26 protein-coding genes and 1 riboswitch are annotated in these 25,876 nt (G+C 42.3%); of the genes, 6 read left to right on the forward strand and 20 right to left on the reverse strand.

The window, feature by feature from the left end:
• Positions 1–62 precede the first annotated feature (62 nt).
• The 7 genes from vanZ-A to DSBG_RS23780 form a co-directional block, all read right to left on the reverse strand.
• On the reverse strand, positions 63–566 hold the full coding sequence (vanZ-A, locus tag DSBG_RS14870; protein WP_068965105.1) for a glycopeptide resistance protein VanZ-A: 504 nt from the start codon (positions 564–566) through the stop codon (positions 63–65).
• Positions 567–1,040: 474 nt separating this feature from the next.
• A complete protein-coding gene (locus DSBG_RS14875) occupies positions 1,041–1,589 on the reverse strand; it encodes a DUF1003 domain-containing protein (RefSeq protein ID WP_242877648.1) in 549 nt (182 codons plus the stop codon).
• A gap of 440 nt (positions 1,590–2,029) precedes the next feature.
• Entirely contained in the window at positions 2,030–2,260 is a 231-nt protein-coding gene (locus DSBG_RS23775; protein ID WP_242877651.1) for a DedA family protein, read from the reverse strand.
• 77 nt (positions 2,261–2,337) lie between these two features.
• Positions 2,338–2,562 carry an RNA polymerase sigma factor gene (locus DSBG_RS14885; RefSeq protein WP_068965085.1) on the reverse strand — a complete coding sequence of 75 codons (225 nt, stop codon included), beginning with the start codon at positions 2,560–2,562 and terminating at the stop codon, positions 2,338–2,340.
• 392 nt (positions 2,563–2,954) lie between these two features.
• Positions 2,955–3,491, reverse strand: coding sequence for a DUF2812 domain-containing protein (locus DSBG_RS14890; protein WP_068965086.1), 537 nt, complete (start codon positions 3,489–3,491; stop codon positions 2,955–2,957).
• On the reverse strand, positions 3,488–3,805 hold the full coding sequence (locus DSBG_RS14895) for a PadR family transcriptional regulator (RefSeq protein WP_068965087.1): 318 nt from the start codon (positions 3,803–3,805) through the stop codon (positions 3,488–3,490). Before DSBG_RS14895 ends, DSBG_RS14890 begins: the two co-directional genes overlap by 4 nt.
• Positions 3,806–3,983: 178 nt before the next feature.
• The gene (locus DSBG_RS23780) at positions 3,984–4,718 is read right to left on the reverse strand and encodes a hypothetical protein (protein ID WP_242877652.1); all 735 of its coding nucleotides are present in this window, start codon (positions 4,716–4,718) and stop codon (positions 3,984–3,986) included.
• A gap of 388 nt (positions 4,719–5,106) precedes the next feature.
• Between DSBG_RS23780 and DSBG_RS14905 the strand changes: the two genes are divergently transcribed.
• On the forward strand, positions 5,107–5,535 hold the full coding sequence (locus DSBG_RS14905; protein ID WP_068965088.1) for an OsmC family protein: 429 nt from the start codon (positions 5,107–5,109) through the stop codon (positions 5,533–5,535).
• A gap of 362 nt (positions 5,536–5,897) precedes the next feature.
• On the forward strand, positions 5,898–6,278 hold the full coding sequence (locus DSBG_RS14910) for an RCC1 domain-containing protein (RefSeq protein WP_141694333.1): 381 nt from the start codon (positions 5,898–5,900) through the stop codon (positions 6,276–6,278).
• A 501-nt stretch (positions 6,279–6,779) separates the two neighbouring features.
• Here the strand turns inward: DSBG_RS14910 and DSBG_RS14915 are convergent.
• Positions 6,780–7,508, reverse strand: coding sequence for a metal-dependent hydrolase (locus tag DSBG_RS14915; RefSeq protein ID WP_068965089.1), 729 nt, complete (start codon positions 7,506–7,508; stop codon positions 6,780–6,782).
• Between the two features lie 706 nt (positions 7,509–8,214).
• Here DSBG_RS14915 and DSBG_RS23185 point away from each other — a divergent pair.
• Both DSBG_RS23185 and DSBG_RS23190 read left to right on the forward strand, forming a co-directional pair.
• Complete coding sequence (locus DSBG_RS23185) at positions 8,215–8,379, forward strand: hypothetical protein (protein WP_176716288.1); 165 nt, start codon at positions 8,215–8,217, stop codon at positions 8,377–8,379.
• A gap of 94 nt (positions 8,380–8,473) precedes the next feature.
• The gene (locus DSBG_RS23190) at positions 8,474–8,707 is read left to right on the forward strand and encodes a hypothetical protein (RefSeq protein ID WP_176716289.1); all 234 of its coding nucleotides are present in this window, start codon (positions 8,474–8,476) and stop codon (positions 8,705–8,707) included.
• 147 nt (positions 8,708–8,854) lie between these two features.
• Here DSBG_RS23190 and groL read toward each other — a convergent pair whose 3' ends face one another.
• From groL to moaA, 7 genes are all read right to left on the reverse strand, one after another.
• Positions 8,855–10,489, reverse strand: a complete 1,635-nt coding sequence (gene groL, locus DSBG_RS14925) for a chaperonin GroEL (RefSeq protein ID WP_068965091.1) — start codon at positions 10,487–10,489, stop codon at positions 8,855–8,857.
• 55 nt (positions 10,490–10,544) lie between these two features.
• Positions 10,545–10,829 carry a co-chaperone GroES gene (gene groES, locus DSBG_RS14930; protein WP_068965092.1) on the reverse strand — a complete coding sequence of 95 codons (285 nt, stop codon included), beginning with the start codon at positions 10,827–10,829 and terminating at the stop codon, positions 10,545–10,547.
• A gap of 291 nt (positions 10,830–11,120) precedes the next feature.
• Positions 11,121–11,948: an NYN domain-containing protein gene (locus DSBG_RS14935; RefSeq protein ID WP_068965093.1), complete on the reverse strand. Its 828-nt coding sequence runs from the start codon at positions 11,946–11,948 to the stop codon at positions 11,121–11,123.
• Positions 11,949–12,072: 124 nt separating this feature from the next.
• Positions 12,073–12,576, reverse strand: a complete 504-nt coding sequence (mog, locus tag DSBG_RS14940; RefSeq protein WP_068965094.1) for a molybdopterin adenylyltransferase — start codon at positions 12,574–12,576, stop codon at positions 12,073–12,075.
• Positions 12,576–13,010: an MOSC domain-containing protein gene (locus DSBG_RS14945; RefSeq protein ID WP_068965095.1), complete on the reverse strand. Its 435-nt coding sequence runs from the start codon at positions 13,008–13,010 to the stop codon at positions 12,576–12,578. Before DSBG_RS14945 ends, mog begins: the two co-directional genes overlap by 1 nt.
• Before the next feature lie 333 nt (positions 13,011–13,343).
• Positions 13,344–13,817 carry a cyclic pyranopterin monophosphate synthase MoaC gene (gene moaC / locus DSBG_RS14950; protein ID WP_083236891.1) on the reverse strand — a complete coding sequence of 158 codons (474 nt, stop codon included), beginning with the start codon at positions 13,815–13,817 and terminating at the stop codon, positions 13,344–13,346.
• Positions 13,818–13,820: 3 nt separating this feature from the next.
• On the reverse strand, positions 13,821–14,792 hold the full coding sequence (gene moaA, locus DSBG_RS14955; RefSeq protein WP_068965096.1) for a GTP 3',8-cyclase MoaA: 972 nt from the start codon (positions 14,790–14,792) through the stop codon (positions 13,821–13,823).
• A 78-nt stretch (positions 14,793–14,870) separates the two neighbouring features.
• Positions 14,871–14,996: riboswitch (molybdenum cofactor riboswitch) on the reverse strand.
• Positions 14,997–15,154: 158 nt separating this feature from the next.
• Here moaA and fdhD point away from each other — a divergent pair.
• Positions 15,155–15,940, forward strand: a complete 786-nt coding sequence (gene fdhD, locus DSBG_RS14960; protein WP_068965097.1) for a formate dehydrogenase accessory sulfurtransferase FdhD — start codon at positions 15,155–15,157, stop codon at positions 15,938–15,940.
• Positions 15,941–16,000: 60 nt separating this feature from the next.
• On the opposite strand, the gene DSBG_RS14965 is transcribed toward fdhD, so the two are convergent.
• Positions 16,001–16,237 carry a glutaredoxin family protein gene (locus DSBG_RS14965; RefSeq protein ID WP_068965098.1) on the reverse strand — a complete coding sequence of 79 codons (237 nt, stop codon included), beginning with the start codon at positions 16,235–16,237 and terminating at the stop codon, positions 16,001–16,003.
• A 162-nt stretch (positions 16,238–16,399) separates the two neighbouring features.
• Positions 16,400–19,081, reverse strand: a complete 2,682-nt coding sequence (gene fdhF / locus DSBG_RS21930; RefSeq protein WP_083236892.1) for a formate dehydrogenase subunit alpha — start codon at positions 19,079–19,081, stop codon at positions 16,400–16,402.
• A 465-nt stretch (positions 19,082–19,546) separates the two neighbouring features.
• On the opposite strand from fdhF (DSBG_RS21930), the gene DSBG_RS14980 reads away from it, so the two are divergent.
• Positions 19,547–20,488: a substrate-binding domain-containing protein gene (locus DSBG_RS14980; RefSeq protein WP_068965101.1), complete on the forward strand. Its 942-nt coding sequence runs from the start codon at positions 19,547–19,549 to the stop codon at positions 20,486–20,488.
• Positions 20,489–20,651: 163 nt separating this feature from the next.
• Here the strand turns inward: DSBG_RS14980 and mobA are convergent, their stop codons facing one another.
• The 3 genes from mobA to fdhF (DSBG_RS21935) form a co-directional block, all read right to left on the reverse strand.
• A complete protein-coding gene (gene mobA / locus DSBG_RS14985) occupies positions 20,652–21,296 on the reverse strand; it encodes a molybdenum cofactor guanylyltransferase (protein ID WP_242877653.1) in 645 nt (214 codons plus the stop codon).
• A 152-nt stretch (positions 21,297–21,448) separates the two neighbouring features.
• A complete protein-coding gene (locus DSBG_RS14990; RefSeq protein WP_068965102.1) occupies positions 21,449–23,119 on the reverse strand; it encodes an aldehyde ferredoxin oxidoreductase family protein in 1,671 nt (556 codons plus the stop codon).
• A gap of 161 nt (positions 23,120–23,280) precedes the next feature.
• Positions 23,281–25,876: formate dehydrogenase subunit alpha (fdhF, locus tag DSBG_RS21935; RefSeq protein ID WP_083236894.1), on the reverse strand; the 2,596-nt coding region annotated here is incomplete at its 5' end.

Raw genomic sequence — 25,876 nt, forward strand, 5'->3', positions numbered from 1 at the left:
CCTTCTTCCTGGACAAACACTCATTTTTATAGTACTGCAAACAAACCTTAAGGTTTTATTAATTAATATTTTAGTCTCAGTATATGGATACGGTAATAGAGCAATAATACGAGCAAAAGTGGACCAACAAAGATAATAACTCTGTCTAATCTTTTATTATTAATATACTTATTGCTCAAACTATATAATTCCAGTCCAAGAAAACCTCCAACAGTATTTGTAATTACATCTGTTATGTCTGTCGCTCCAATAGCGAAGATAAATTGAATTAATTCGCAAGTAAGGCTAAAAACCAGTATTAAAGCAAACTTAGGTAAAAATCCAATTTTTTTGAAATTGACATTCAAAAGCAAGCCAAAAGGAATAAAAATTATAACATTATCTATCATCTCTCCGAAATTAATTCTTCCATTTATATTTAAAGGAGCAGCAAATGGATTCAAGTTAAGACTTCTATGATGATAATTAAATACTGACAAAATATTGTATTGTAATTTGAATAACACTAACCAGATTAGTATCACTAAATATAAAGCTAGCAATCCTCTAGATAATATTTTTCCCATATAATCTCTTCTAATTCTATTTCGTGAATCTTCTCCAGTTGATTGATTGGATGCTGTCATTTTATTTAATCTCCTTTACTTTTTGTATTATTTCAAATTGATGTAGAAGTAAAATCTATTTCTTTTCGTATGAGAGAAGCCCCCTTCTGAAATTACGAAAGCCTATCCGATTCGATAACTTCATTCTACCAAAATGGGATAGGCTTTCTTTAAATATTAGCTTATAAATTTCTTAAGTTTTCCTTATGAATGCCTTATTTTTTTGTGACATATTTACCCCCAGACTGAACAGCTTTTTATTTCACTGTCCTGTCTGGGGGTAGCATATCACTTCTCAACCAACGCATTAAATATTTGTCATCAATATTCTAAGCCCAAAACATACGTAACACCAACGTGCCCTCTCACTATAAAAGAGCTATATTTTTATATCATTTTAGCGTAACGAGGTTGTTAGTCCATAGAACATATCAATCAGACTTTATCTAATGATGGTCCGGCTTTGCTATGTAGCTTATGGAGCATCTTATGAATATCTGCGACCTGAAGTTCAAGATGGTGGAGATGCTTTTGCATGTCGGCTATTTCAAGCTCTGCTTTATAGTTAATAGAAAAGTCAACGACTGCTTCGTGTTTGTCCCGAATGGCTTGGCGGTTTTGACTCATGATTATGAAAGGAGCCTGAAATGCCGCTGTGAACGAAAGAATAAGATTGAGAAGAATGAATGGTGCGACATCGAAATGAAGTGCTGTCGTTTGAGCAAGAGTGTTCCACACCATCCAAAGAACAAGGAATGATGTGAAAATGATAATGAACTTCCAACTGCCAGCAAAAAGAGCTACCATGTCAGCTAGATGGTCTGAACGGGTCGTTTCACGATATTCTCGGGCGTTTAGTTGCGTGAGAATGTGACTTTTATATTCATCGACGAGTCGATCAATACGTTCGGCATGAGCATCGCTAATAGCTGGGGTCGAGTTCTTGTTCACTTCTTGATCTTGTTCACTTTTTGGTTCTTTCACATGTAACACTCCAATAAACAATTTCATTAACTGGGATATGTATTAAGTTACCCATAATAATTAACCTTTCATTAGTATATCCCTTTTATCATAAATGCAAAATTCGTAACTAAAAACGCAAACTAAAAACCATAATCCACTTACTATCAAACTTGTAACCATAGAACTAGGCACATGAATGCGGAGATAAATAGGACTAATTGCCAATAGAACCATTAGCACAAACTCTCCACTCATTAATAAAATTTGTGTAATACCTTAATTGTTTTTGCCTAATTAAGTATCCTAAGATAGTATGAAAAGTTAGTACCCCCTCCCCATGAAACTGCCAGAGGAACATGCAACCAAAGCTTAGTCCTAACTCTTATGACAAACACTACTAAAATAAACCATAGCATTAATATCATATGAGTGCCAATAATTTTCCATATAAATTCAATTTAGACAGCTGTACAACAGCCCATAGCAGCAAACAGAATAGCCAAAATAGTATTTAGCTGACCTGAATATGTAAGGAAACCAACAAAAGTCATTAGAAATTCATCGGGAACAGGAAGCCCTAAAATGGAAGTACCTACAATTAAATATAATCCGCCATATCCATATTGCGTAATATAGTGGAAAAGAAGCTGAGAAGTCATGGCTACTCCTTTCACCAGTACTAACTTCAATCTGTTTCTACGTACTATATATCCACTCATGCGGTTAAAGCTAGTTTTTCCAAAAAACTTCCTTAAACACTCTCATCTTAACACTTTTTAACCTGAGAACTCTTTCCTTGGAACTGAGCTCGGGAGCGATAGGCATTAAGCCACGCTTCTTGTACAACATCCTCAGCATCTTCGCGATTGCCAGTTAGCTGATAGGCAAGCTGATAAAGTTTTTCATAATTATCGGCATACAGATGATCGAATTGATCAGCCAGAGCCCTCAAGGTTTCCAATTTTCGCTCTGTGTCCTCACCGCTAATCATTGTTTTCTTCCACCGTTGTTATTCATCTATATTACCTAACCCATGAAGAATTTTAGGCTCTAAAACCACCCTACTGTATACCCTCTCATTATGGCATAACGCTTGTACAAAATTTGGCGAATGGAGTCACAGAAACAAAAAGCCCCTACCTTCCGGTAGGAGCGATACATAACAAATCAGTTAGATATCTAATGCCCTTAGCAATGCTGAGGGTTTACTTATTTGTAAAAGAAATCCTCTCACAAGGAGGGGGAGTGAAGGAGGATAAGGAATGAAAAAAGTTAGATTTATATTAACCGTTATATTAACGGGTAACCGTCTGTTAAATTGATGCTAATTCACCTTTAGATCAAAGCTCTTGATTAGGAAAGTGCAATACCGATCAGTTTTGTTTATCGATCTTCGTTTCTTTTTATTTTGAGCATTACAAATCCGAGCAATATAATAAACATACTACATATAGTTATTCCAAAACCAAGCTGAACCAGTTTGTTTGGCGTCAATGGCTTTGAAATGAAGAGGAAAATGAATTGTGTTACCAAAGCAATAAGAAGTGATATGAAAGAGAAGGAGATTGCTGCAACTATTCTTCTGTTTCTTTTTATAATACTTTCATAATCGCTGAATGCCTCTGGACGCTCATCTTTATACTCTTTCCTCCAAATATTCACACTTGACATATGACCCAAATATTCCCATCCAAATTCTTCATAGGTTGATCTATAATCATTACGAGGAAAAGCTTGTAAATCACAAACAAAACGATATTTTTTAGGCATTCCACGTTTAAAAGTCATTAGAATTGAACTCCATTGACCTATATTATCAAAATGCCACCCTTCAGACGCCATTTTTTCAAGCCAGTTTTCAAAGTCAGCTGGGACAACATTTCGGTAACCCGGAAACAATACTGTTTTCTCATCCCTCATAACAATCCCTCCGAATTTTTACTAAGTTCAGCAATGCGCATTGCTTCCTCACGTAATATCTGCTTGCCATTTTCAGAAATAATATAGGTTTTTCTGCGATTTTCCTCGCTGACTGCCTTAATAAGACCATCCCCCTCAAGTTTACCAATGCTTGAATATACAGTACCAGCTCCAAGAACAATCCGACCGTTTGTTAACCCCTTTACATACTGCATAATAGCGTAACCGTGTTGAGCCTCTCTAAGAGAAAGCAGTATATAAAACATTGTTTCACTCATCGGAATATATCTTTTTCGAATTTTTCCAATGTCCATTAATTCACCTCATTACATTTTATTCTTCATCGCGTTATATCACATCATAGTATATCACGGTGTTATATATTATGCCAACGCTTTGTTTGGAATTACACGTCGGTAATGAAAATTAGTCCCAGGCTTTTTACGGCCTGGGACTAATTTTCATTACCTTTTTTGAGTCCTATAATTCAGATTACGACAAGACCGGTCCGTTAACCACATCACTAAGGTAGTCTCCTCGATGTTCAGGTTTTGTTGCTAGACATTCTAATCGCCTGTCGGCAAGCAATTCATTTATACACACCCGTGAACCACCGACATAAGTCCATCTGAAATCGATCTCAGTCGCTACACACCAGGTACGGTCATCCGGCCACCACAAGCTAGGGATAAGAGGCTCATGACCATACTTGTTGATAAACACCCCTTTGGCAATCTTATCTAATGGTACATTCAGTAAATAATAGCCTCGATCTGGTAGTTGAATACGTGGTACAGCTTGATCTAAACGTTGTATGGCTTCATCTATACCTGCATAACCCTCCCAAAAACAAACCCAACATCGCTGTAGACTAGTTGTGTGAACCGCTAGCAACTCTGTTAGTGGAATTAGCTCCTCCCTTGGACACTGGCCCAGTAGCGGTGGTTTTAGAGCTAAGGTAGAACTAACGGGTTGGCAAATCGCTTCCCACTGCATCTCAGGATGAACTGAACGTCCGGACCAAGCAGCTACCTCGCTCCACCGTACTATGCCACAACCTTTGTTATCCTCCGCTGGATGGAATACGCGAGCGTATTCATTAAATACATTTGGAATTACGGATCCTACAGGCGTGCCCCGTTTTCTCTCAAGGAAAGTATATAATAGCCATTCTGCCGGTTTAATATCTTCTGGTATCGTTACATATTTGGCTAACTGTAGCACCACTCACAACACCCCACCAAATTTAATCGTATATGTTTGCCCAGAATTTCTCTTGTAGGTGTTCACCGTAACAAAACTAGCAGTTTAAGCTTGTTTTGATTCCTATAAAAGATGTCCGTAAAATCCCCTCGTCCAAGTATGTATGAGGGGACCAGCTAAAATCCCTTGAAAATGCTAGTTAATCGATAATAGTTAAAAGAAAGAAACGGCTCTAAGCTCCTTAAAATTTGAGTAACATGGATTTAGAGGGATGCAAATATAATGGGAGTTTAACGAACCAAATAATATTATTGGCAAAGTGTCATAATGTTACCAACACACTTAAAGAGTAAAATAAAGGTAAGCCTAACATTAGTGTCTAATAAATAAGGAATGATGGAGGGATTAAAAAATGGGTAATCAATTGGAAGTTTCAGTTGACTTAACGAATCAGAAGGTTCAATTGACTGGGGTAGCAAGAGCAAATCCAGCAATTATTATTGACTGCCTACCCCCTCTAGGGGATGGACAAGGTTATACGCCGCTTGAATTGCTACTAATAAGTCTAGCCTCGTGTAGTGGAACTACGGTTTTGACGTTGCTTAGAAAGATGAGAAAGAACATCTCTGGGCTTAAGGTTAACGCAAAAGGTATAAGGCGTGAGCAACCCCCAACTTCATTTCAAAAGATTACTCTTAAATTTGTAATAATTTCTGAGGATGTTCAACGTTCAGAAGTGGAGAAGGCGATTAAGCTTACTGAAGAAACATACTGTCCTGTATGGACTATGTTGAAGAATAACGTTGAGGTTATTCCAGAATTTCGCATTGTCACTCAATAACGGTTAGTTGTGAATCGTCAAATCATTTACGCTACCAATTATGGCACCTGTATCATTATTGTGAATGCTGGTGCATTGCATAACGCCCACTATCGGATACAATGCCAAATAATTTTCTTCTTTCCGTATTAAAGTACGGTAACTTAGCTTCGTTAAAGACCCATATTTTGAACGTATCTTTAACTTCCAGAGTGCTAGTAGCTAAAAATGCATTGAATAATTTCTTTAAGATTTTTTAAATTTATACTTGATTTTTATTAGCAGGATTATTCTTAAACCCTTCATTAACTAACCGCCCCATTTAATAAGTGTAGGGCAGCATCAGTAAGATAATTGGAACCATGCGCACTGGAGGTAGTGGAATGGACTTATATAAAGACAACGATACCATAACCGCGGGTCGTCGTCATACCGTTGGTCTTAAATCGGACGGCACGGTGGTGGCTGTGGGTCGCAATAAGGAAGTAGAATGCGATGTAAGCGGCTGGCGCGGTATTGTGGCGATAGCGGCGGGTAGTCATCATACCATCAGCCTTAAATCGGACGGTACCGTGACTGCTGTGGGTTGGAATGAGCATGGCCAATGCCATGTAAGTGGCTGGCGCGATATTGTGGCGGTTGCCGCGGGTTGCGCTCATACTCTCGGCCTTAAATCGAACGGCACGGTGGTGGCTGTGGGTGATAATGAATATGGCCAATGCGATGTAAGCAGTTGGCGTGGCATCCAACTGCCCGGCAATTAGTTTTCAATATTAATAATACATATAATAACGAAAGCCATGCGCCGAAGTTAAGTAAATGCATTCCTTGGCTTTCAATCTTTCTATATGCGCTGGCGCTACAAAACTCAGTACAACTAACTAAGATCATTGTTACCTCTCCAAATCTAAGAGCTTAATATTCCTATTACTGCTCTCCATCTTCAGAAGAACTTTCCTTATGTTTAATTTTTCGGGTGTAGTCTTTAATTGATTTATGTGGACGTGTGCCCGTGTTGAAGATGGCCTGAGTTCTTGGTTTTCGGACTAGTTTTGATTTTTTTTTCATGTTTTCCTCCGACCTCGTAAGAGCCAATTGACCACAGAAGAAGGACGTAAAAGTGCGCACAGTCAGTGAATCGAACAGTTCCTTTGCTTAATAATGTCGAGTTCTCTTCTCTTTTTTAAGTGGTTCTCGTTTTAGTGCATAACATAAGCCCCATACACTCGGCATGGGGAGTAACCACCTTCTTTCAAAGCCAAAAGTTAACTATTCAAATGGGTTAGTACTGCTGCAGGCAAATACGACGTTGCTAAAGCAAAAATAAAATAGGCGAGAAGTCCAAACCGTATCACTACAACATCCCCAAAGCTACCCGTGCGAATTGAAAAGGGCAAACGAATTCGCCTTTTGATCACAGGATAAAACAACGGAACTCCATGCGCCATGAGATCCAGCAGTAAATGGCTTAGATATCCGGCTCCGTAGACATATAGCAAGGCCACACGCCAAGGCGTCAATATTGGGATATAGCCTAATAAAGTATCTGCACCCCACAAGAAAAGGCCCATACCTAACAAAGTATGGCTAATGCCTCGATGCTTCATAGATGCAATAACGACCAATGCTACAGCTATTACGCCAGAGAAAAGGCTAATCCGAGGAGCATAGTGTAGCAGTACACTTAAAAAGCTGGAAGAGTGACAAACAAGCCTTATCAAACTTGGAATACGCAGGAAGATACTCATACTAAGCAGTAACACACCGCCTACCATAGCTCCAATGCGCGTCTTACCAAGTGCCCCAAAGAGAGTTTGGTCAATCGTACTTCCTGGTTGATCTATGTCTGGTAATAGTCCTCCTAAGACAGTCCCACCGAGGCTAGCTGCTAAAATCATTGCGTCTTGCGGCGTAGAGAGTGTTGTTTTCACGAGCATAGGATAGGCAACAGCCCATGCGGCCAACGCACCCGCGATATGTGTTTTTCCCATCATTTCAAAAGTTCCTCCATGTCGATTGTTTCAGTTGCTTCAATGTGCAAAAAACAGTTTCAGCTCCCCTTCAACTCCAAGCAGTGATATATGCTTGATTTGATGGCTATCTATGACTTTATCACAACCCTTTACGATTGGTTATTTTTGACCTATCAGACGGCCTCACCCCCTCTCCACGAAAATTTTTCTGTGGTCTGAATATCCATGTCCCACTTCGGTCTGTTACCTCATACACATATTTAAGGTCTGGAAAGTATATCTTACTACCAAACGGCACATCTGGCGAGGTAACCATTGCTATACATTCTTGGACAGTTAAAACCAAAGGCTGTTACTCAACGACTATTCATGAATCTATTTGATTTTGTTTAGGCTGTTACAATCATTGCCCAGTGTACCGCACTGAACAGTATCCTTGTTTGAGTTACTTTTCTTTCGGCTGGAGTAAAGTGATATGGGAAGCTAGTTCGTCCCTTGATTGAATTCTAAGTAACCATGGATGACTTAACAATTCCCGTAATACCTCTTTTTTGTGAGTCGATATCTCTACCTTTTAGCTCTACTTAGCTCTACCCGAACCATCCTACCGACTGGAATCTCAAGGGTTTCTAGATATTGAACGTCCATTTGTCCTTGCTTCCTTTCATTTTGGTTGCAAAAAAAATTAGAGCAACACTATCCCGATTCTCAGAATAGATTGCCTTACTTGATTAATACGGTTAACTTTATGGCGCCAGAAATCACTTTACCCCAGCCGATGGAGAGTAAACAATCTGACAACGGCAGCAAGGGAATTGCTTTCTCTGGCAAACGGTTTGTAAGACTAGTTCTTTTGACGCAGAAACACGGACAAGTATATCTAACAGAGTGAGAAAGAGATACCTTGGAGCGAAACCCTGGAAGCCTCTTGTAGCAAGGACTTCGCCAGAATATCTTCGATTTTATAGCCAATTCACTTTATCTTCTTGGAACGACATGACGCGGAATCAGTCCAGAGAACGATTCTTGCAAGCGTCAAACGATTACTGAAGCTTATAAATCGCCTTTTGCTGTTTGGTATTAAGTATAATTCGGTTTTTAGTCTGATGTTTGATGATTTCATGAGCAATCCTATCTTTGGGAAGCCTTTGGTCACGAGAACGGTCTATATGACACGTGACCAAAACGCTGAAAAAAGAGGCTTCTCGCAAGTTCAGTGAACTCATGAAAAGCCTCTAATCCACAGCATACCCTAGTCGGGTATGCATTTTTTTATCAGAAAATGTTCCCGTTTTGTTACCGCTAGGGGTTTTTAGAGGGGCTCATACCGTTGAAATGCTTGGTATAAGCGGCTTCTAGACTTTGACCTACATCATGCCGCCCATGCCACCCATACCACCCATGCCGCCCATAGCTGGTGCTCCGCCATCCTTTGATGGAATATCGGAGACTAGGCACTCCGTAGTTAGGAGCATTGCAGCAATGGAACCTGCATTTTGCAAGGCCGAACGAGTAACTTTCGCTGGGTCAACAATACCAGCGGCAATCATGTCTTCATAAACTTCGGTTAAGGCGTTGAAACCAGTACCTCGATTGGAGGAACGAACCTTCTCAACCACAACAGATCCTTCATGCCCAGCATTATTGGCAATTTGACGGAGTGGTTCTTCAAGTGCACGTCGAATAATGTTCACACCTGTTGCTTCGTCTCCAGCCAAATTGAGTGAATCTAAGGCTTGCAGGGCATCAATTAAGGTAGTACCGCCACCGGAAACGATTCCTTCTTCAACTGCTGCACGGGTCGCTGCCAAGGCATCTTCAATTCGGAGTTTCTTCTCCTTCATTTCAGTTTCAGTTGCTGCACCGACTTGGATAACCGCAACGCCGCCAGCTAATTTTGCCAAACGTTCTTGGAGCTTTTCACGATCAAAATCAGAAGTAGTTTCTTCAATTTGTCGTTTGAGGGCTTCCACACGGTTCTTAATATTTTCAATGCTTCCGGATCCTTCGACAAGCGTAGTTTCCTCTTTAGTAACGCGGACTTGACGCGCACGTCCGAGCATGTCAATTGTGGTGTTTTCTAACTTTAAGCCGAGATCTTCAGTGATGACTGTTCCGCCCGTAAGCACAGCAATATCTTCAAGCATCGCTTTACGACGATCACCGAAGCCAGGCGCCTTAACACCAACACAAACGAACGTTCCGCGTAATTTGTTGACAACGAGGGTTGCCAAAGCCTCCCCGTCGATATCTTCTGCAATGATCATCAGTTGACGACCAGCTTGTACTACTTTTTCCAGTACTGGTAAAACATCTTGAATTGCACTGATTTTCTTATCAGTAATCAGGATGTAAGGATCATTAAGTATTGCTTCCATTTTTTCAGTGTCGGTAATCATATAAGCTGAAATATAGCCACGATCAAATTGCATTCCTTCAACTACTTCAAGCTCTGTCGTCATGCCTTTAGCTTCTTCTACAGTAATGACGCCATCTTTGCCAACTTTCTCCATAGCTTCAGCAATAAGTGCGCCAATATTTTTATCACTGGCAGAAATCGAAGCAACTTGAGCAATAGCTTCGCTCGTCTCAACGAGTTTTGCATTGGCTTTGATGTCAGCTACAACAACATCCACTGCTTGCTCAATCCCACGTTTAATCCCCATAGGATTTGCACCGGCAGCGACATTCTTGAGGCCTTCACGAATGATTGCTTGCGCTAAAACTGTAGCCGTCGTTGTACCATCCCCAGCCACATCATTGGTTTTAGTCGCCACTTCTTTAACGAGCTGTGCACCCATATTCTCAAATGGATCTTCCAATTCAATATCACGAGCAATCGTTACACCATCGTTCGTAATTAAAGGAGATCCGAATTTTTTGTCAAGTACAACATTGCGACCTTTAGGTCCTAAGGTTACACGTACAGCTTCAGCAAGAGCATTGACACCGCGTTCTAAAGCATGACGTGCTTCTTGATTAAAAATAATTTGTTTTGCCAACGTATGTTCACTCCTTAAATTTAAATTAAATCATATTAATTTGAGTCTTATAAATCTAGCCAATAATAGCCAAAATATCTGCTTCTTTCAGAATTAAGTACTCTTCGCCCTCATACTTAACTTCGGTGCCGGCATATTTGGAATAAATTACTTTATCGCTTACTTTAACGTCAAGAGCAATGCGAACACCCTTTTCCATTTTACCAGGACCTACAGCGACCACTTCGCCCTCTTGTGGCTTTTCCTTAGCGGTATCTGGCATAATGATTCCGCTCTTAGTTTTTTCTTCCATCGGGAGTGCTTTAATGATCACCCGGTCTGCGAGAGGTTTAATGTTCATGAAGAAAAGTCCCTCCTTAATGTTTTTAATTAATATTTTATTTAATATTTGTTAGCACTCGACTCTGTTGAGTGCTAACAATATATCTATAATAATATGCAAGGGACCGCTGGAAAGCAACCCCCCCAATCTTTGAAAAACATAATTTTATCTTAAAAATCCTTTAGAAATCGTTTAAATACTAACTATTTCAGGCTCTAGTTATAATTAATGCTTTCAAGGCCCCCCCCGGAGCGCATTACCACATCATCTAACCACTATATTGCCCGATTTCCATTCTTTTATTCATGATTATGTCTCCATCATCAATTTTTGCTGACGCTGAGAAACTTCCTCGAACATAGACCCCAACGCTTCACAAACTCTGGGATTTTCCAGATTAAGCAGATATATCTTTGTTTTTCCAATTTTTAAATTTGAATCCAAATGTTCCTGCTCAATAAGCATATTTTCTTTTAAGGTATAACGAATAAAATCTTTAACTTGTGGAACAGATCGTCCCAGAAGTTCTGCCAAAGCAGCTCTCGCTTTCGTTGACGCAACGTAAGGTAAGCGAGTCTGAAGGCTTCCTATAACTTGGATTCCTTGATCCAAATCGTTTTCTGCACGATACTCTGTTTCAGGTTTTTCATGGAGAAGCCACTGTAAGATATCTTCCCCTTCGCTGTATGGTTGGAGGGCATGATGAACGCTTCCAGTTACGCCAATTACTTTTACTTCTTTTCCCCAAGCCCGAACCTTTCTCACGAATGGAAGAAAGTCTCCATCCCCTGTCAACAATAAATACATATCAAAAGTAGACGTTCGTGTAAGCAATATTTCTTGAGCTTCGAGCATTAACTCCAGATCCGCTGCATTATGACGGAGTCCCGTACTGGCATAATTGTTTTTCCCAAAGACATGTCGCGTAAAAACATTTGTCTTTTGGAACGTCGTTTGTGTTCTCCAGAACTCTTCCCTATCGAAGTTAGCGTAAAGATAGATCGCCAATAAATCCACTTTATTACGCGCTGCGTAATATCGTAAATACTCTTCCAATTGCTCGGGTGTTAATTCATAACCCCGCTCAAGTAATCCTGTCCAGATATTTTCGTAATCGACAAACGCTATGGCTTTCACAACTTTCCACCTCACAAGCCCCTATGTCTACAATATCATACGCAAGAATCTGGACAGACGTGACAAGCCGAATCAACGTTTAAGGGGTATGCATCAATTAAGCATACCCCTTAAAACGTTAATGTTAGCCATGTTTCAACGTTGTTGCGCATTCACTGGCTTCCCCTTTAAGAATCTGAATCCCATGGGGAAGCGCTGGAGCAATCGCCGCAAAGCATTCGCGCACTGCTTTGGGGCTACCCGGCATATTAATGATGAGCGTTTGTTTCCTGAGGACTGCCACACCTCGACTTAGCATAGCCTTAGGCGTCACTTTTAAGCTTTCCATCCGCATCACTTCCGCAATGCCCGGCACCATACGATCTGCCACAGCGAGTGTGGCCTCAGGCGTAACATCACGTAGTGAAAATCCGGTTCCACCAGTTGTCAATATTAAGTCCAGACTTAACTCATCTGCCCATTGTCGCATTTTTGCTGCAATTAAAGTTTGGTCGTCTGGGAGTACCTCATACTCAACGACAGCCCCCTCGATTTCCTGAACAAGTTTAGCAAGAGCTGGTCCTGAGAGATCTTCCCTTTCTCCACGCGACCCTTTATCACTTGCAGTAATGACCCCTACTCGAAGCATTATGCTATCACCTCAATACTATCTCCTACGCGAACCGCCCCACCTTCTAATAGGCGAATAAAGATTCCTTCTTTAGGCATGACACAGTCCCCAGCTTGATAGAAAATCGCACATTTTGTATGACACTCTTTACCGATTTGAGTGACTTCCCCGATACTTGTTTCCCCGATTTTTAACTTTGTTCCGATGGGCAGAGTAAACAATTCTATCCCTTCAGTCGTCAAGTTCTCAGCAAAATCTCCTGGTCCAACATCCAAACCTTTGTCCTGCATCGTCTTTATGCTCTCCATCGCCAGTAAACTAACCATGCGATGCCAATCTCCGCCGTGTGCATCTCCTTCAAGACCAAAGTTGACTTTCAAGATCCCTTCGCCCACATTTTTTTTACGCATCCCTTTTTTTTCACTTGTGCAAACAGCTAATATTTTGCCCATCTTATATGTCCTCGCTTTCATCCGAATGCTACGTATTCATTTATATAGGAAACTTAATTTATGAAAGTCCACTTTCTAATTATTTAGTTAGACTTATCCAAGTCTTACCGCTAGTTCTTCCGACGGTCATAACTTGAACAAGAATATTCGAGGTTAGGGCGCTAACCAAGAATGGCCGAGTGTTCCTGTAACTAAGGATTGCTGGATGCCGGAGGACCTAGTATCGCTGAAACTAAGATTCGAACAGACGTTCCATGCCAGAGCACCTCAAGGATTGTCAGGTGCCTTGATGGGGCGAAGTGACCATATCTAAAAACAGAAGCTTAGTAGCCATTAGTCACGTACAAAGTGTCCACTTTTCCCCCCAAACTTTTCGACCAAATAAATATCCCCAATCGTCATAGTTTTATCCATGGCTTTACACATGTCGTAAATAGTTAACGCAGCGACACTGACCGCTGTCAAGGCTTCCATCTCGACTCCAGTTTTCCCATGTACTTTTACTACAGCTTCAATGTTTACCTCACCAGGACCCTCTAGTTTAAACTTGAGTTTGGCTCCGGTAATCGCTAGGGGATGACACATAGGTATTAATTGAGATGTCTGCTTTGCTGCCATAATACCCGCAACTTGAGCTACCGCCAAAACATCTCCTTTAGCTATTAGCCCCAACCGGATGCGCTCCAATGTATCTGGTTTCATCTGTATCTTCCCACGCGCAACCGCAACACGTGCCGTTTCATTCTTGTCACTAACATCCACCATGCGGGCGCGACCTTCTTCATCAAAATGTGTTAAATCATCCAATTCTTACCCTCCGATCTGGGACATTACACGTAGACCTTGCAATGCTTCGTCATTCATATGATGTTCAACTGGTTTATGCCAAACTGCATGGGCAAATAGATCCAATATATCTGCATCCGTGCTTCCATTCCGTAAGGCCTCACGGAGATCCACTTCATGTTTACTATGTAAACATGGTCTGAGTTTCCCATCTGCTGTCAAACGAACTCGATTGCAGGTATCGCAAAAATGTCGACTCATTGCGCTGATAAAACCAATGCTTCCCTTAAAACCATGGGGGCGAAAATATTCCGCAGGCCCCCCGCCACGAATAGAGAGTTTTGGAACGTACTCTTGGATTCCCAAAAGCTCTTTCATTTCCTTAATTGGAACAAAATCAGCCCGATGCTCTGAGCTAATCCCAATTGGCATGAGTTCTATGAAACGGACGTGGAGTGGATATTGTCTAGCTAAGTCCAAAAAACTAGGTAGCTCGTCCGAATTAAACCCTCGGACGACGACAACGTTGATTTTTACCGGATCTAAGCCTACCTCAAGCGATCGGAATACACCCTGAATCACACGTGAAACATCGCCTCCACGGGTAATATCAGCGAAATGCTCTTGATTCATGGTATCTAAGCTAATATTTACTCGCTGAACACCCACCGCTTTTAGATCAGAGGCCATTTCTGGAAGTAACATTCCATTGGTTGTGAGCATAAGATCCTCAACCCCCGGGAGCTGAGCCCCCTCCTGCAGGAAGTTTAATATCCCTTTCCGGACTAAGGGTTCTCCGCCTGTGATCCGAAACCGACGAAACCCCAATTGCGTACTTATCCTCATAAGTCGTAGTATCTCTTCAAAGGAAAGAATGGATTCATGCGACATCCATTGTACTCCATCAGCTGGCATACAATATTTACAGCGGAGATTACAACGATCTGTCACTGAGATTCTGAGATAGTCAATTTGCCGTTGAAATTGATCTTGCATGGCCATGCCTCTTTCCAAGCTTAGATTTCTGCAAAATAAAAAACCCCACGGTCTGTAAACAACCGGGGGATTCACTCCACCTGTCGACAGACTCCTTTCCAATAGGAGATATTACAGTTTCCCATAATACCCGAGTGCCTTGCGACACTGGTCTGGTCACCATAGCTTATGCTTTAGGGGATCCAGCTTCGGAGTAATGACGTTTAAATTTTAATCTGAATATATAATTTATAATTCGTGATAAATTATAAAAATCCTTCTATTTATCTACAAAATAATACATTTTTCTTTTTATTAAATACTATTCAGTTTTTTGTGAAACTATTGTAAACTAGAAATAGGAAAGTACAAAGGAGGTTCACATGCCAAACGAAACGGTTACTCATTCTATTCTTAAAGCCAATGGGCCACTGCTCGAATGGGTAGAAGACACAGTGGTTCGAGAAGTTCCTTTGACCATACATTACAACCGCGAAGAAATTGCAACTCTTTTATGCTCTCTTTCCCAAATCGAAGAACTCGTCCTTGGATTTTTATTTAACGAAGGGTTTGTCCGTTTTCCGAAGGACGTGTATGAGATTCGGCATGATCCCGTAGATCATTTGGTTTGGGTCGAAGGTAAACCGTGCCTTTTGCAAAAAGAACTTATGAGCAAACGATTTGTTTCAGCCTGTTGTGGTAAAAGTCGCGCATCATTTTGTTTCGCTAACGATGCTCTAATGGTTAAACCGCTTACTTCAAACCTTAGCATCCCACTCCAAGAAGCTTATAATTATGTGAAATTTCTTGCGTATCATCTCCCACTTTTTCAAACAACCGGTGGAGTACATAGCGGAGGAATAGGCTATCAAGGTAAGGTCCTCCTGACGAGCTATGATATTGGCAGACATAACGTCTTTGATAAGCTGGGGGGCAGTGCCTTTCGTCAAGAATTAAATCTTGAAGACCATGTGATTTTTTTTAGTGGCCGGGTTTCCTCTGAAATCCTGCTCAAAGTTGCGAAAATGAAGGTTCCTATCCTCATTGCTCGTGGAGCACCAACCGATCTCGCCCTTTCTCAAGCGACTGCTTTGAATATCACCGTTATAGGGTTTGCAAGGGAACAGCGCCTCAATATTTATACCTGTACTGATCGAATTAGCCTTTAATTGCTGTAAGGCAACAACGATGGTAAAAGGCGTGCGTGGATAAATGCCTGATTGAGTAGCTTATTTACTTTGGAAGACCTCCTCATATTCGGCGGAAGAGAAACGGGTCAGAATCCGTTCCCCAACAACGGTTATAGGAACTCCGATCTGATCAGTCACTTTTCTCATTTCTTTAAAATGCCCAGGAAATAGAATATTTTTCTCTGTAAACAAAATCCCTTTACTTGATAGAAATCGCTTGGCACGTGCACAGTATGGACAAAGAGGTAGGGTATACATTATCACTTCATGTTTCATGACTCATCACTCCATCAACTCAGATTAAATGTACGTTAACCTTAGCTTCAATGTACCACATCCCTACTTTTATGTCACGCTGGCAAATATCTCTTTAGTATTACATTATAATCAAAAATATAGATGGGCCTTTCTTTCGAAAGGCCCATCTATATTAATACTCTAACTAATTTTTGAAATTTGTACGCCACACACTTTATATTCATACGTTTTCGTGACTTTATCATAGGCTCCATTGGTTAATTCGTTAGTAGGGGAATCAAAATAGTGGAAAGTCATAAAGACCATACCGGTAGGCACTCGTTCTGTGATCTTAATTTTAGTCTTAACCTCACCACGACGAGATGACACTTTTACAACTTCACCCATCTCGAGTCCGAGTCGCTTAGCATCCAATGGATTTATCTCTGCCAACTCTTCTGGCGAATGGATTCCTAAAGATTTGGAGTGTTGGGTGAAAACATTATAATGAGAAAGCTTCCGTCCAGTGTTGAGTAAGAAAGGATACTTTTCATCCGGTGATTCATCAGGTAACTGATTGTCAATTGCCACAAACTGCCCTAAGCCTCGGCTAAACTTCCCTTCATGTAAGAACTTAGTACCAGGATGTTCAGCAGAAGGTACTGGCCATTGCAACCCTTGGGTTCCTAGCCGTTCGTGAGTGATCCCTGCAAATATTGGGGTAAGCGTGGCAATTTCCTGCATGACCTCTTCCGAAGATTGATACTCAAAGGGATAACCCATACGGGTCGCTAGTTCACAGATGATGTCTCCGTCTATCTTCGCATTGCCCAGAGGTTTAATCGCTTGATTAACCATTTGCACTCGCCGCTCAGTGTTGGAGAAGGTACCTGTCTTCTCAGCAAAACTAGCTCCAGGTAAGACAACATCCGCCAACTTAGCTGTTTCGGACATGAAGATTTCTTGGACTACAAGGAAATCCAAAGCCTTAAGGCCTTTGCGTACATGATTGGCATCAGCATCTGTAATGACCGGATCTTCACCTAAAACATACAAGGCTCGCAGATTTTTACTAACTGCTGCTCCAAACATATCTGGAATCGTAAATCCAGGATTGGGGTCGAGCGGAACCCCCCAAGCGGCTTCAAATTTTGCCCGTGCTTCAGGATTAGCAACTTGTTGGTAACCAGGATAGACGTTAGGCAATGCTCCCATATCGCAGGCACCTTGAACATTATTTTGCCCACGCATAGGGTTAACACCCGAGCTTTCTTTCCCAATATTACCAGTAAGCATGGCTAAGTTCGCCAAGCTCTTTACATTATCCGTACCATAGACATGTTCCGTGATCCCTAATGTATAGAAGATCTCCGCCCGTTCTGCGGTCGCGTAAAGTCTAGCAGCTTCCATAAGCTGTTCCACGGGAACCCCCGTAATTTGAGCGACTAGCTCGGGAGTATATTTCTCAATCGTTTTTCGCGCTTCTTCAAAACCTTCCGTTCGTTCTTCAATGAATGCGCGATCTTCCCACCCGTTAGCGAGAATAATGTTCATAATCCCATTAATGAGAGCAATATCCGTTCCCGAACGAAGTCTTAGCCAAACATCGGCATGTTCAGCCATATTAGTGTACCGAGGATCCACCACAATCAGCTTTGAACCCTTAGCCAGTGCCTGTTTCATTTTCGTCCCAATCACAGGATGAGCTTCCGTTGGATTAGAACCAATTACAAACATTGCTTTAGTGTTTGGAATTTCATTAATAGAGTTAGTCATTGCTCCCGATCCAAATGATATGGCCAGACCGGCCACAGTGGGAGCGTGTCAAGTCCTAGCGCAGTGATCGACATTATTGGTGCCGATGACCGCGCGCATGAATTTTTGCATAAGATAATTTTCTTCGTTAGTACAATGGGCAGAACTTAAAGCTGCAATAGAGTTTGGTCCATAGTTTTTCTTGATCTCACCTAACTTTGAGGCGACTAAATCCAGAGCTTCATCCCATTCTGCCGGGACTAATACCCCATCTTTCCTGATCAGCGGAGTTGTGATGCGGTTTTTATTATAAATCATATCCATCCCAAAGCGACCTTTGACACATAAAGCCTTGCCATTAACGGGTGCATTCGGATTCGAGGTCACTCCAATGACTTTGCCGTCTTTAACATTCAGGTCAAAGTTACAGCCTACCCCGCAAAATGGGCAGGTAGTTTGGACTTTGGATACTTCCCAAGGATGCCCTTTGCCGACCATTTGCTTTTCAACCAAGGCTCCTACTGGACAAACTGAGACACATGATCCGCAGAAATCGCAGTCAGAATCGTTATAGGATAAATTAAAGGCTGGACCCACCTGAGCATCAAAACCACGGAATGAAAAGTCCAGAATGCTTTTTCCCTGAATTTCACTGCACGCTTTGATGCATTTTCCACACAAGATACATTTATTGGGGTCCCGTAGAATGAAGGGATTCCCATCATCTATCGGAAGATTACGGCGTTCGCCTTGATAAATTTCTCCTGTGACACCATATTCGTAGGCGTACTCGGCCAAAGAGCAATTGCCCATTTTTTGGCAAGTCATGCAATCTAAGGGGTGATTCGCTACTAACAGTTCCAAAATAGTTTTGCGTGCATTACGAACTTTTGGATTTTGCGTTTCTACCTTCATTCCCTGCGTTACTTGAGTAACACAAGACGGCGGAAGATTGCGCATACCTTCAATTTGTACAACGCACATGCGGCAGGCACCGCCAGCAGTAAGCTCCGGGTCATGACATAAAGTAGGAATTGGAATATCATTCTGGCGACAGGCTTCAAGCACAGTCGATCCCTTCAGAACGCTGACTTCACGACCGTCAATTGTTAATGTAAGCCACTCCAAAGTGTTCACTCCTCTCTGTTTGCTATCCACTAGATAATTTGGGCACTCATTTTCAGCAGTATCAAGAAACGGATAATTAAGATCGAACACCATACCCGAAAAGAGTATAAATCCATAAGTGGACAGACTCAAATATGTTTTTTTTAAATTGATTGACTTTTTAGATAGTTTTATATTACTTGTTTCACTAGCCATAGTCAACTATATTAAACTAAATTAAATAAGAACAAAATAAACCAAACTAATTTAGTTTTGTAAATGAGTCCCTCCTTCATTAACGTGCAAACGCACTTCGAAGAGAAGACTCCAAAAGGTAACATTGGTACACCAGTTTCTGATCATAAAGGTTTCATTAACCCAATTATTTTAAACGACATTATTATTAAAATGGAAATTGGTATTGACTTACAAGTCTTACTATTCTAGTGTTAATAAGTGTAAGGAAAGAGTAGGAAGGTGATTTATTTGACCTTAACTTTGACAGCTGCCGAAGCGGCTAAAATTCTTAAAGTTTCGACATATACCCTTTATGAGCTAGTTAAACGAGGAGAGCTTCCTGCTCACCGCATTGGACGACAACTTCGTATTGACCCTGCTGTCCTTGAGCACTATCTGCATGGAACTATGAGTAACTACAACACTCCTCCTGCGGTCACACCCTCCACAACTTCAGAAGTTATGTCCTCCAACGTTGCTGGATTGCCAATTATTCGTTTCATCGGAAGCCACGACCCTATCGTCGAGCTTCTTTTCGAGTTTCTCAAGCATAGCCCGCTTCCCGTGCAATTCTCTGTTTCTTATAAAGGAAGCTTGAATGGGTTAATTGCGCTTTATTGCCGAGAAGCAGAAATTACAGGGATGCACCTTTGGGATAACGCGTCTAAAGAATATAACATCTCCCACGTCAAACATGTTATCGCCGACGAATCTGTAAGTATTGTAAATTTAGTTCAACGAGAACAAGGTTTTATCGTGGCGCCTGGTAATCCTTTTGATCTTCATACCTGGGACGATCTCACCAAACAAGGCGTGCGATTCATCAACCGCCAGAAAGGATCAGGGACCCGTCTACGCTTGGACTCATACCTACAAACGGAAGAAATCTCTCCCGATCGCATCCTGGGATATGGAAATGAAGAAACTACTCACTCTGCCCTCGCTTGTCTCATAGCCAATGGACAAGCCGATGTCGGCGTTGGAGTAAAAGCTGCAGCTCATAGACTTGGTCTTGATTTTATCCCCCTGTTCCAAGAACGCTATGATCTCGTTGCCTTAGGGCAAACCACTAAAACCATTGGTTGGAAACAACTTGTAACTGTTCTGAATTCCCCCGGATTTATCCAAGCCATTAACCAACAAAATGGGTACGATACTTCTCTGACGGGAAAAATTCTTTATAGTTGCTAATTCTTTATATACTACAAAATCCTCACTTTATAATGATGCCCACGTTCAGATCTCAAAACCTGAACGTGGGCATCAAGGTCTCAGCTTATTTAACTTTGATTAGTCACCGTATTGTCTTTATCGGTTGCCGCTTACCTTAATATCTATAACTATCTTGAACGAATTATTCCTTAAGGATCGCCAACCAATCCTCCGGCGTATTTACGTTGCAGAGGATTTTACTCAAATCATCAATGCCCTGAAGTTCTGTTTCTTCGACATACTTTACAGAACAAGATTGGCTGAATCCGCTAACTTTAAGACAACCCGCCTCAAGATTTCTTTTTATTGTAGGAAGACAACGCCGGTGGTAAAAGGCATGTAACGGATGTGTGCCGGATTGGAGCCTTGGAACGACTATATCGTACTCATAAATCCACCTAGCAAGCAGACGGATAAGCCCTGCTTCTAAAAATGGCATATCACACGCTACAAAAAAAACCTCATCAAACGTCGCCACTTTCAGGCCCTGATAAAGCCCTTCCAAAGGACCCTGATCAAGAATCTCGTCCTGAATAACAGGTACTTCGTATCGGCCAAATAATTCCGGTTTATTGCTGCTAATTAAAACTTCGCTAAACACCGATTGTAAAACAGCAAGACTCCGCTCTACTAAAGGTCTTCCTTCCAGTTCAAGGAAGGCCTTATTTTTTTTCATCCGGGAGTTTTTCCCGCCGGCTAATATAATCCCCGTCGCCTTCAATTTCGGAAGTTGTTCTCCGAAGTCCTGTTGCAGCTTATTGATTTTTGAAGACCTCCTCGTATTCAATGGACGAGAAGCGGGTCCTGGCCGTGCACAATTACGGACAAAAGGGTAGTCTGTAAATAATCGCTTCTAATCCTATATTCAATTAAAGTGCCAACGCCTAACTTCAATGTACCATATTCATGCTTTTCTGTCACGCTGGCAAACTATTACGTCTACATTCCTAGACAGGTTAGTCGTTCAATCGTTGGCACTCCAATTTCGTCCCAACCCCGTTCAAGATAGTACTGAGGCAAAAGCTCAGCTAATTTATGTACTTGTCCTTTTGAAGTCTCATCAGAAATTGGATCATTTAATAAACATTTGGGAATCATGTCCTCCGCTCCAATATTACCAACCCTTAAATTGAGTAAACGCTCGTTGTTCCAAATCCGCTCGCCACAAGCTAGGAGTTCCTTATCCGTGTACTTGCAACCAATCACAGCATTGATGATCGCCGTGTAGTCAGAAAGGTCCAGGACAGATGAAGTAAACAAGCATAGCCCTACGGCATCTATAACGGCTGTAAGATCTTGAAAGGTCTTGCACCAGGATGTTTTTCCTTCTAGTGAGGTACGATTAAATTTTTCGGAAAGCCCTAAACGTTCCGGTGTAATCATATATCCCCTATTATGACTACCACTCCGGTTTCTTGATTCAAGCTGAGGCCCCGTCCTTCCTTGAAGATCCTGAGCTGGAAGCTTTTGTTTTTTCAACGTCTTGGATAAGTCCGAAACGCCATAGCTTTTAGTAAATAGATAAGAACCCAAAGCCATTTTAGCTCCCAACCCTTCGTGATAAGCTATTTTGCGTATCCATTCTAGCGTTCCTCTCATATTTCCATACTTAAGAGGCGTACCATCAAGCTCCTCTGGCCTTATATAACCGAGCTGAGCCAGCTCTATACCGGTTGCAATAGTCTCTTTGACCGCGATCTTATCTAACCCTAATTTGTTGCATAAATCATTGACCTCTTGAACCGCGTCTTGATCGCAAATACCCAGATTAGAAGCAAATTCCCCTACGCATTTGTACCCAGCGTCGCTGCTTTCTGCTTCATCCCCTTTGGAATAACGTCCACAGGCGATTGGGCATTGAACGCAAACCTCTCTTTGGGTCAAACGTTTTGTTTTCCTAGCAAGACTTTTAACATTATTACCTTTGATTTTTCTCAGCGCCGCGCTTAAAACTTGTTCCATCTCTCCAGAATTGGCAGTTACAACCTCCCCTGTTCCACGAACCATTATCGCCTTGACATTTTTCGATCCCATTACAGCACCCACTCCGCTACGCCCTGCGGCACGAGATAGGTCATTTAATACCACTGCCATCAAAGAAAGGTTTTCACCTGCGGGTCCAATCGTAAAAACCTTTACTGAGGCATCTCCAAAGTCTTGCTTTAGAATATCTGTTGCAGTAAAGCCGTCCTTACCCCAAACATGGGCAGCGTCTTTAATGTCCACCAAGTCATCCCGAATGGTAATATACACTGGGTATTCTGCTTTGCCTTCTAAAATAACCATATCATAACCAGCGAACTTAAGCTGTGACCCCCAAGAACCACCAAAGTTCGAAGGGGTGATTCTTCCATTCAGCGGTGATTTTGTCACAATCATAAATCGTCCGGATGTTGGAGCATCCGTACCTGTGAGTACTCCTGTAGCAATAAAAAGTTTATTTTCAGGATCAAGTGCCTTGACGTCTGAGGATACCTCATCTGCAAACATTTTCCCAGCAAGCCCACGCCCACTTAAATATTTGTTTGCCAATTCCATGTTTAATGGTTCACTACTGGTTTTCCCTTCCGTAAGATTAATCCGTAAAATCCTCCCGATGTACCCTCCCATGAATTCCCCCCCTGTCAACAGACTCTTTCTTACAGGCTCTTTCTAATAAACCTTTTTATCTATTCTCCGGTTCTCTTTACCACCTATAGCACATTCTATCTTCAAACAAGGTAAAAAAACTGGCTCCCGTATTATAAACGGGAACCATTTCATGATTCTGTCTAACTGACTTTCTTTGTATTCGCACTTACCATCACCTTGGTTATCTTCACCGCGCAGACCTTAAACTCTGGTATCTTGGAAATAGGGTCGCGGGCTGGGTTGGTAAGTTGATTTATAGCTACTTCCGGATAGTGGAAGGAAGTAAAGACTAATCCCGGTGTCACTCTATCGCTAACTCGAACAGCCACCTCCACACTGCCTCGACGGGATGTTACCTTTACGGTCTCTCCATCACAGACACCGGTTTGTTCGGCATCTAAGCAGTTTATTTCTAGATATTCCTGTGGGTAAGCTACTTCTAAAGCTCCAGTACGTTGGGTCATGGTGCCAGTATGGTAGTGGTAAAGACGACGACCAGTGCTCAGCACAAGAGGGTATTCGTCATTAGGCAGTTCATCAGGCGAAACGTATTCCACCGGGTGGAATTTTCCTAACCCCCTAGAAAATTTGCCTGAGTGCAGGTATTTGGTGCCAGGGTGCTCCGCGGTTGGACAGGGCCACTGGAGGCTGCCTTGCTCTAGACGAGCGTAGGAAATCCCTGCATAGGACGGAGTGACCCGCGCAATCTCCTCCATAATCTCTTCAGCCGATTGGTAGTGCATCGGATACCCCATGGCCGTGGCCACCAAGCCAATGATTTCCCAATCGTCCTTTGCGTCCCCTTCCGGTTCAACAGCCTTGCGCACCCGTTGAACACGACGTTCGGTATTGCTGAAGGTCCCGTTCTTCTCAGCAAAACTAACCGCAGGCAGAACCACATCAGCAATTTCTGCCGTTTCAGTCAAGAATATATCTTGCACAACTAGAAAATCAAGCTTTTCGAGAGCGTGAATCACGTGAAGAGCGTCCGGATCAGACAAGATTGGGTTCTCGCCCATGACGTACATGCACTTGAGCTGACCAGTGCCAGCTGCATCGAACAGTTCTCCTAAAGTAAGACCTGGCTTAGCTGGAAGGTCCTGAACGCCCCATTCTGTGGCGAACTTTGTTCTGTTTTCCTCAACAGTCACAGGCTGGTAACCAGTAAATACGTTAGGCAATGCGCCCATATCACAAGCGCCCTGGACGTTATTTTGACCCCTTAGTGGGTTGACCCCGCTGAACTCCTTGCCGATCTGACCACAGAGCATAGACAGGTTAGCAATAGCCATAACATTATGTGTACCGCAGATGTGCTGGGTAATCCCCATGGTATATAGAATCGTCGCATTTGGGGCCAACGCATAACCCCTGGCTACTGTTTTGATGGTATCTGCTGGTATACCGGTGATGCTCTCTACGTGCTCCGGCGTGTACTTAGCTACCATTTCCTTCAGAGCTTCAAACTCTTCCGTGCGCGTTGCCACAAATTCCTTGTTCCAGATCTCTTCAGCAATAATTACATTGGCCATAGCATTTAAGAGAGCAATATCCGAGCCCGATTTAATTCGCAGGTAATGGTGGGCCAGGTCAGCCATTTCTGTCTTGCGAGGGTCTACTACTGCCAGTGTAGCCCCGTTCCGCACTGCCTTTTTCACTTGCAACCCTATAATGGGATGCGCCTCTGTAGTATTGGTGCCGATGGCTAGGATAAAATCCGCCCCAGCAACTTCTTGGATGGTATTAGTCATGGCACCGCTGCCAAACGCTGCCGCCAGACCGGCGACTGTGGGAGCGTGTCAGAGACGGGCACAGTGGTCGATATTGTTGGTACCGAACACTGCACGAGTTAGTTTATTCATCAAGTAGTTTTCTTCATTAGTGCAACGAGCAGAAGAAAGTACGCCAATCGCATCCGGACCAAAATTATCCTTTACGGCACTGAATTTTTCCGCCACTAGATTAATCGCTTCAGTCCAAGAGGCCTCCACTAACTTTCCATCTTTTCTTACGAGCGGAGTTTTAAGTCGGTCAGGATGGTGGATAAAGCCGTAGCCAAACCGACCCTTTACGCATAAGGCGCTGCCATTTACATCACCGTCTGTAGAGGTAATTCCCACAACTTTGCCGTTCTTTACATTCAAATCAAGGCTACATCCGGTGCCACAATAAGGGCAGGTTGTCGTAACCTTTTCCATTTCCCAGCGACGACCCTTGCCTTGCATCTTCTTCTCGGTCAATGCTCCCACTGGACAGACCGAAACACATGACCCGCAGAAAACACAGTCAGACTCGTTATAGGGCAGGTTAAAAGCCGGGCCCACTTGGACATCAAAGCCACGGAAGGAAAAATCTAAAATACTTCGTCCCTGAATCTCATCACATGCTCGAATACATTTTCCACAGGCTATGCATTTATTAGGATCCTTTATGATGAAAGGATTTGCGCTATCGATTGGCAGGTCGCGCTCCTCTCCTTGATAACGTTCTCCAGTGACACCATAATCATAGGCATACTGGGCTAACGAACAATCCCCCATCTTCTGACAAGTCATACAATCTAGCGGATGATTCGCCACCAACAGTTCCAGAATTGTTTTGCGAGCTTCGCGTACTTTTGGATTCTGAGTTTGCACCACCATACCCTGCGTAACTTGAGTGACGCAAGATGGAGGTAGATTGCGCATTCCTTCAATTTGAACGATGCATAAACGACAGGCTCCGGCGGAGGTAAGC

This window comes from Desulfosporosinus cupriresistens, assembly GCF_001707885.1.
Classification (GTDB): domain Bacteria; phylum Bacillota; class Desulfitobacteriia; order Desulfitobacteriales; family Desulfitobacteriaceae; genus Desulfosporosinus.

Bases quoted from the DNA above. Each gene is read 5' to 3' on its own strand.
- vanZ-A (WP_068965105.1), bottom strand. From the start codon at position 566: ATGGGAAAAATATTATCTAGAGGATTGCTAGCTTTATATTTAGTGATA.
- DSBG_RS14885 (WP_068965085.1), bottom strand. From the start codon at position 2,562: ATGATTAGCGGTGAGGACACAGAGCGAAAATTGGAAACCTTGAGGGCT.
- DSBG_RS14890 (WP_068965086.1), bottom strand. From the start codon at position 3,491: ATGAGGGATGAGAAAACAGTATTGTTTCCGGGTTACCGAAATGTTGTC.
- DSBG_RS14895 (WP_068965087.1), bottom strand. From the start codon at position 3,805: ATGGACATTGGAAAAATTCGAAAAAGATATATTCCGATGAGTGAAACA.
- DSBG_RS14905 (WP_068965088.1), top strand. From the start codon at position 5,107: ATGGGTAATCAATTGGAAGTTTCAGTTGACTTAACGAATCAGAAGGTT.
- DSBG_RS14910 (WP_141694333.1), top strand. From the start codon at position 5,898: ATGGACTTATATAAAGACAACGATACCATAACCGCGGGTCGTCGTCAT.
- DSBG_RS14915 (WP_068965089.1), bottom strand. From the start codon at position 7,508: ATGATGGGAAAAACACATATCGCGGGTGCGTTGGCCGCATGGGCTGTT.
- groES (WP_068965092.1), bottom strand. From the start codon at position 10,829: ATGAACATTAAACCTCTCGCAGACCGGGTGATCATTAAAGCACTCCCG.
- mog (WP_068965094.1), bottom strand. From the start codon at position 12,576: ATGCTTCGAGTAGGGGTCATTACTGCAAGTGATAAAGGGTCGCGTGGA.
- DSBG_RS14945 (WP_068965095.1), bottom strand. From the start codon at position 13,010: ATGGGCAAAATATTAGCTGTTTGCACAAGTGAAAAAAAAGGGATGCGT.
- moaA (WP_068965096.1), bottom strand. From the start codon at position 14,792: ATGCAAGATCAATTTCAACGGCAAATTGACTATCTCAGAATCTCAGTG.
- fdhD (WP_068965097.1), top strand. From the start codon at position 15,155: ATGCCAAACGAAACGGTTACTCATTCTATTCTTAAAGCCAATGGGCCA.
- DSBG_RS14965 (WP_068965098.1), bottom strand. From the start codon at position 16,237: ATGAAACATGAAGTGATAATGTATACCCTACCTCTTTGTCCATACTGT.
- DSBG_RS14990 (WP_068965102.1), bottom strand. From the start codon at position 23,119: ATGGGAGGGTACATCGGGAGGATTTTACGGATTAATCTTACGGAAGGG.